Annotated in this window: 7 protein-coding genes; 1 reads left to right on the top strand and 6 read right to left on the bottom strand. The window is 58.3% G+C overall.

Annotation, left to right across the window (positions count from 1 at the left end):
- The 6 genes from Mgrana_RS00745 to mnmA all read right to left on the bottom strand — a co-directional run.
- A partial coding sequence (locus Mgrana_RS00745) for an FAD-dependent oxidoreductase (protein WP_338067249.1) occupies nucleotides 1-312 on the bottom strand: 312 nt, incomplete at its 3' end.
- A gap of 86 nt (nucleotides 313-398) precedes the next feature.
- Entirely contained in the window at nucleotides 399-1193 is a 795-nt protein-coding gene (gene pstB, locus Mgrana_RS00740; RefSeq protein ID WP_119355694.1) for a phosphate ABC transporter ATP-binding protein PstB, read from the bottom strand.
- Between the two features lie 43 nt (nucleotides 1194-1236).
- Complete coding sequence (gene pstA / locus Mgrana_RS00735) at nucleotides 1237-2079, bottom strand: phosphate ABC transporter permease PstA (RefSeq protein ID WP_119355682.1); 843 nt, start codon at nucleotides 2077-2079, stop codon at nucleotides 1237-1239.
- Nucleotides 2076-3053: a phosphate ABC transporter permease subunit PstC gene (gene pstC, locus Mgrana_RS00730; RefSeq protein ID WP_119355681.1), complete on the bottom strand. Its 978-nt coding sequence runs from the start codon at nucleotides 3051-3053 to the stop codon at nucleotides 2076-2078. The genes pstA and pstC overlap by 4 nt, the downstream gene beginning before the upstream one ends.
- Before the next feature lie 69 nt (nucleotides 3054-3122).
- On the bottom strand, nucleotides 3123-4133 hold the full coding sequence (gene pstS, locus Mgrana_RS00725) for a phosphate ABC transporter substrate-binding protein PstS (protein ID WP_240631186.1): 1011 nt from the start codon (nucleotides 4131-4133) through the stop codon (nucleotides 3123-3125).
- A 151-nt stretch (nucleotides 4134-4284) separates the two neighbouring features.
- A complete protein-coding gene (gene mnmA / locus Mgrana_RS00720) occupies nucleotides 4285-5376 on the bottom strand; it encodes a tRNA 2-thiouridine(34) synthase MnmA (RefSeq protein WP_276309130.1) in 1092 nt (363 codons plus the stop codon).
- 230 nt (nucleotides 5377-5606) lie between these two features.
- Here mnmA and pyrR point away from each other — a divergent pair, with 230 nt between their 5' ends.
- Nucleotides 5607-6155 carry a bifunctional pyr operon transcriptional regulator/uracil phosphoribosyltransferase PyrR gene (pyrR, locus tag Mgrana_RS00715; RefSeq protein ID WP_119355680.1) on the top strand — a complete coding sequence of 183 codons (549 nt, stop codon included), beginning with the start codon at nucleotides 5607-5609 and terminating at the stop codon, nucleotides 6153-6155.
- Nucleotides 6156-6186: the final 31 nt, after the last annotated feature.

Raw genomic sequence — 6186 nt, 5'->3', positions numbered from 1 at the left:
CAACACCTGCTCCGCCCGCCCCACATCAAAGGAAGGATGCCCTCCAATGCAGCGGTAAAACTCGGCGAAAAGCCCCCGCTGAAAGGGTTTCTTGCGGGTGGACAGCCCCAGGTCTAGGGTGGCCAGCCCTCCCCCGGTTAGCACCCCCCCCACCCGTGGGCTGGGCTCGAGCACCACCACCTTGAGACCCGCCCTCGCGGCAGCCACCGCCGCCGTCACCCCCTGAGGGGTAGCTCCGTATACCACCAGGTCATAGGCCCAGGCTTGACCCAGAATCAGCACCCCAAACACCCAAGCCAATGCACGCAACACGCGCCAAATTATGGCTACAGATAGAGAATGGATTATGAAAAAGGCTACTGGGAGCATCCCGTAGCCAAGAGAGCTTAGACCTCCGTTCAACCAAATCGTCCGGTAATGTAGGCCTCCGTGCGTTTATCGTTGGGCTTAGTAAACATTTTGCTGGTTGAGTCCATCTCAATCAGCTCACCGTTTAGGAAATACGCGGTGTAATCCGATATTCGCGCGGCCTGCTGCATGTTGTGGGTCACAATCGCGATGGTAACCTGCTGCTTCAAGGTTCCTAAAAGGTCTTCAATGGCCTGGGTGGAAATGGGGTCGAGCGAGGCTGTGGGTTCGTCCATGAGCAGGATTTCGGGCTCCACCGCCAAAGCTCGAGCAATGGTGAGGCGCTGCTGCTGTCCCCCTGAAAGCCCAGCCGCCGGCGCCCTTAAGCGGTCTTTAACCTCATCCCATAGGGCTGCTTGTTGCAGGGACCGCTCCGCTGCCTCATCCAACCGTTTGCGATCTCGCAAGCCCACCATTTTTAGGCCCGCGACGACGTTGTCATAAACAGATAGGGTAGGGAAAGCTGTGGGCTTTTGGAACACCATACCGATGCGGCGACGAATCTGTATAGGATCGGTACCTGGGCCATAGATGTCGCTCCCATCCAACAAAACCTGCCCTTGAACCCGAACATTGGGGGTGAGGTCATGCATTCGGTTGAGGGAGCGCAAAAACGTGGTTTTACCACACCCCGAGGGGCCAATGAAGGCCGTGACTCGGTTGCGGTAAAGGGAGAGGTTGACCCTCCCCACCCCCACCCGTTTACCGTAGTAAACGCTGAGGTCTCGAGCCTCTAGGTGCACCAACTCCTTGGTAGAGCTAAGCTCAAGCGCGCCATCCCGCATGAAGAACTTTGGAACGCTGGTCTCTTCCATAACGCTTCTCCCCCTATAACCGTCGGCGAGTTGCCCAGCGCGCCAAAGCACTGGCCAACACAATCAGTGCGAACAATACCAAGCCTGCAGCCCAAGCTTGCCGGTGCCAGTCGGCATAGGGGCTAATGGCAAATTGGAACAGGCGCAAAGGTAGCGTATCCATGGGCTTAAGGGGATCTGTGGTTAAGAAGGGGTTGCCAAATGAAGTGAACAACAAGGGGGCGGCCTCGCCAGCGGCTCGAGCAAAGGCCAGGATTACCCCGGTGACAATGCCCGCTCGAGCCGCCGGAAGGATTAGAGATAGGATGACCCGCCAGCGGGGCAGGCCCAAGGCCAACCCGGCTTCACGAATCTCTTTGGGAACCAAGGTCAACACCCCCTCTGTGGCGCGGGTGATGATGGGAACCATAATGAACCCCAGAGCCACAGCCCCTGCAAAACCGGAGAATGTGCCCATCGGCTTGACTATCAGCACAAAGACCACCAACCCCTTGAGGATGGCAGGCATTCCATTCAAAGTATCCGCCAACGTACGAATGGGAGGCGTAAGGGGATGATCAGGATACTCGGCCAGCAAACTGCCTGCCGCTATGCCGATGGGTAAAGCCAGCAGCAGCCCCAACCCGTCTACAATTATGGTGCCCACAATGGCTTGTCGCAGCCCACCCCCGGTTTCCCCTGGGGGTTTCATGTCCTTGGTAAAGAAATCCCAGTTCAGTGCAGCCACTCCATTCACCAAGGCATAGCCCATCACCAAAAACAGCACCAGCAAAGCCAGCACTGTGCCAATGCCCAGCAACAGCAGCATCAAGCGATCACGCCAATATCGGCGGCGCAAGTTTAGATCGCGGTTCATAGCACCCCTCGAGCCAACGCAGCCTGCCTACGAATGATCAGCCCACCGACGATGTTGAGCACCAGCGCTACGATAAATAGGTAAAACCCCAGGGCGATCAGGCTTTCCAAATGGAGCGGTTCTACCGCTTCGGTGAACTCGTTGGCAATCACGCTGGGCATAGTGGCGGCCCCACCAAAGAGGGTGTATGGCAGCTTGTGGGAGTTGCCGATCACCATGGTCACAGCCATGGTTTCCCCAAGTGCGCGCCCCAAGGCCAAAAAGGCCCCAGCAATAATCCCTGTACGAGATAAGGGCAGCACCGCCATCTGCATTACCTCCCAGCGGGTGGCTCCAAGGGCATAAGCGGCCTCACGCTGGGGCGCAGGCACTAAAGCTATGGCGTCTCGAGCCAGCGCAGCGGTAAAAGGAACTACCATGGCCGCCAAAATCAAGATGGCCGTTAGCAGACCATAGCCGCTGGGGTTTCCAAGAAACGGCAGCAGCCCAGGAGCGTGATTGGCTGCCCAAAGGTAGGTGGGGAGGTAAAAGTGGTCTCGTAAAAAGGGGGCCATGATAAAGATCCCCCACAACCCGTAGATCACACTGGGAACCGCTGCGGTCAGATCCAGCAAGTAATTGATAACCACTGCCACCGGGCGGGGTGCGTACTCTGCCGCGTAGATGGCTGCCCCTAAAGCCGGGAAGAACGAGAGCAGCAAAGCCCCTATGCTGGTCAGGATTGTGCCAAGCACGTAAGGCCATGCCCCGAATTGCTTCTTGATTACGGGGTCCCACTCAGTCCCGGTAAGAAAGCCGAGAAGGCCAAAGCGGCGGATGGGGTCGGCTCCACCGCTATAAAGTTCCCACGCCATCAGCACAGCTAAAATCAACACCCCAGAAGCTAAAAGGGCAATGATCACCGAAAAGACCCGGTCTCCAGAAGCACTGTAGGCCAGTGAGCGCCGATGATGGCTGGGAGCGGTTTGTTGCATAATCCGACCTTCACTTATGAGTTACAGCGGGGACTCGAAGTCGCCCGCTGTAGGGGGTGAGATTTTCCACTAACGCAGTGCTTTCCCATTGTAAGTCATTTTGGACAGCAGGGACATCCCTCGAGCCTTAGCCACCTCTGGAAGACGGCCATACTCAAGGCCCTCATTGTACTTTTGACCATCGTTAAGGATCCAGTAGATGAGGTCTGAAAGGGCTCTGGCATCGGCCTCACTCTTGATAGCCTTGTTCTTATCCGCCTGCTGATACAAAAGGATGTACGTGAAGCTGGCGATCGGATATCCTCCGGGCTCAGGGGTATCCGTGATCGAGACCCGCGCATCTCCCGGTAGTACTACGTTAGCAGCCAGACGAATTGAGGGCAGATCGGCCTGAATGAACTTACCGGACTTATTCTGCACGGCCCCGTAAGAAATCTTGTTTTGGCGAGCATAAATCGCCTCGACGTAGCCAATGCTACCCGGGGTCTGCTTGACCACCCCTGCCACCCCCTCGTTGCCCTTTCCTCCTAGCCCTACTGGCCAGGCCACGCTGGTGCCCCTCCCCACCTGCCTGGCCCACTCGGGCGACACCTTGGTCAGGTAATCCACCCAGACAAACGTTGTGCCTGAGCCATCCGAACGATGCACCACTGTGATGGGCAAAGGAGGCAGCTTGGCCTCGGGATTGAGCTTAACCAAGGCGGGATCGTTCCAGGTTTTGATGGTCCCCAAAAAGATCCCGGCCAGCGTATTGGCGTCAAACTTGAGCACAGCGCTTACCCCAGGAATGTTGTAGATAGGAACCACCGCACCCAACGCCGTAGGGATATGGAGTACATTGGATCCGCCTGAGGCGGTCCGGGCATCCTTGATTTGCTCGTCTGTCATAGGAGCATCAGAAGCCCCAAAAGATACGGTTTGCTCGATGAATTGGCGAATTCCCCCTCCCGAACCAATAGACTGATAATTGACCTTGACCCCCGTGAGCTTAGCGTACTCATCGAAGTATTTTGCGTATAGAGGGTAGGGGAAAGTCGCCCCAGCCCCGGTGAGGCTCTGGGCTAGACTCAGCCCGGCCATTGCCATGGTTGCGGTTGTGACAAGAAGCTTCCTCATGGTTTTCTCCAATCTCATCAAGCCCAGACTCACGGGTATCCGTGCGGCTTTCACAGCCCCATAGTTCTTGGTTTGTGTCATCCGAGTGTCAGCCGATTGGAGAAAAAGCTGTGACCTAAAGGGATTCGATTAAAGTCTGCTCGTGCCCATTCCACAGCGGCTGAGCGATGAACCCCCCGCCGAGCAAGCGGTCCCCGGAATACACCACCACCGACTGCCCTGGGGTGACCGCGAACTGAGGCTCTTTTAGGCGAACCCGCATCCGTCCGGAGGATAGGGCCTCGATCTGCGCCGGTACAGGTTTGGTGCGGTAGCGTACCTGCACTTCTACCTCCTCCGGCAGCTCCTCGGGCTCGAGCAGCCAATTCACCTCCCGCGCCTCGAGCCCACCCCACTCGCAAGCCGCTCGGGGCCCCACAAAGACCTCGTTGGTGGGGACACTGACCCGCACCACGTAGCGCTCGAGGTGGGTTTGCCACAAACCCAGGCCCTTCTTTTGCCCCACCGTGTAGAACTGTGCCCCGGCGTGCTCGCCAATCACCCGACCGGTCTCGAGGTCTACCAAGGGCCCCGGTCGCGCGGTCAGGTGGCCGGCTAAAAACTCCTTGAGATCCCCCTGCACAAAGCAGATGTTCTGACTTTCGGGCTTCTTGGCGGTAGGTAGCCCAAACGCCTCCGCCAGTTGGCGCACCTGGGGCTTCTCCAAATGCCCTACCGGGAACAGCAGGTGGGGGATGGCCTCCTTGGGGGTTCCCCACAGGAAATAGGTCTGGTCCTTGTTGCGGTCTCCCCGCAGCAAGGCCTGGCCCTGGCGGATTACATAATGCCCGGTAGCCACAAACTCACAGCCCAACATACGGGCCTTCTTGAGCAGCGAGTCGAACTTGACCCGGGTGTTGCAATTAACACAAGGATTAGGGGTCTCCCCGGCAGCGTACCCAGCAATAAACGGGTCTATGATCTTCTCCTGAAACTCCTCGCGGTAGTCCAGCAGGTAAAAGGGCACCCCCACCTGGTCGGCCACCCGGCGGGCCTCATAGGCGGCATCGGGGGAGCAGCAGGTCTCGAAGCAGTCGTCTTTCTTGTTATCGGGCCAGAAGCGCATCATGGCCCCGATCACCTCGTAGCCCTGGGCCTTGAGCAACGCGGCAGACACCGAGGAGTCCACCCCGCCCGACATGGCCACAAGCACACGACCCTTGCTCACAAAAAGCGATTGTAGCAGGCGGCGGGGGGGCTCAAAAGGCGCGTTGGCTCACTTTGGCTCGAGGTGCCATTGACCAACCTTCCCGGTAAGGCGTAGCATGCAAGCGGGGAAACCCAGCACCTTTAAGTCCGGCCCCGTGAGGCCGGGAAGGGAGGGAAATGTGAGCTGTTTAGAAACCACTAAAGAGGACTGTGGCGTGCCCCGGGGGCACGTTTTTTTCTGGAGAGACGGTGGAGGCTAATCCAAAGTTCAAATCGCAACTGTTAAGCGCGGACGAGGTGCGCCGGGCCCTTACCCGTATCGCCCACGAAGTGGTGGAGCGAAACAAGGGCACCCAGGGGCTTTGCTTTGTCGGGATTCACACCCGGGGGATCACCCTGGCCCGACGGCTGGTGGAGATCATCCGGAGTTTTGAGGGGGTCACCCCGCCGATGGGCATCCTCGACATCACCCTCTACCGCGATGACCTGAGCGAGATCGGGCTGCAGCCCAAAGTCCGCGAAACCCGTATCCCCTTCGACCTACACGGCAAAGCGGTGGTGCTGGTGGACGATGTGCTTTTCACCGGTCGCACCGCCAGAGCGGCCCTCGATGCCCTGATTGATCAGGGCCGCCCCAGCCGCATCTACTTGGCGGTGTTGGTGGACCGGGGTCACCGGGAGTTGCCGATCCGCGCCGATTTCGTGGGGAAAAACTTGCCCACCTCTAAAACCGAGGTGGTCAAGGTGCACACCCTCGAGGACGATGGCGAGGACAGCGTGGAGCTGTGGGAACATTAGCCCCACCCAAGCAGACGATGCTCAAAGCACC

This window comes from Meiothermus granaticius NBRC 107808, assembly GCF_003574355.1.
Taxonomy (GTDB): domain Bacteria; phylum Deinococcota; class Deinococci; order Deinococcales; family Thermaceae; genus Meiothermus; species Meiothermus granaticius.
This window is presented reverse-complemented; position numbering and strand designations above follow the sequence as displayed.

Excerpts from the sequence above, each read along its gene's own strand:
- pstB (WP_119355694.1), bottom strand. The coding sequence starts at position 1,193 with ATGCGGGATGGCGCGCTTGAGCTTAGCTCTACCAAGGAGTTGGTGCAC.
- pstA (WP_119355682.1), bottom strand. The coding sequence starts at position 2,079 with ATGAACCGCGATCTAAACTTGCGCCGCCGATATTGGCGTGATCGCTTG.
- pstC (WP_119355681.1), bottom strand. The coding sequence starts at position 3,053 with ATGCAACAAACCGCTCCCAGCCATCATCGGCGCTCACTGGCCTACAGT.
- pstS (WP_240631186.1), bottom strand. The coding sequence starts at position 4,133 with ATGGCCGGGCTGAGTCTAGCCCAGAGCCTCACCGGGGCTGGGGCGACT.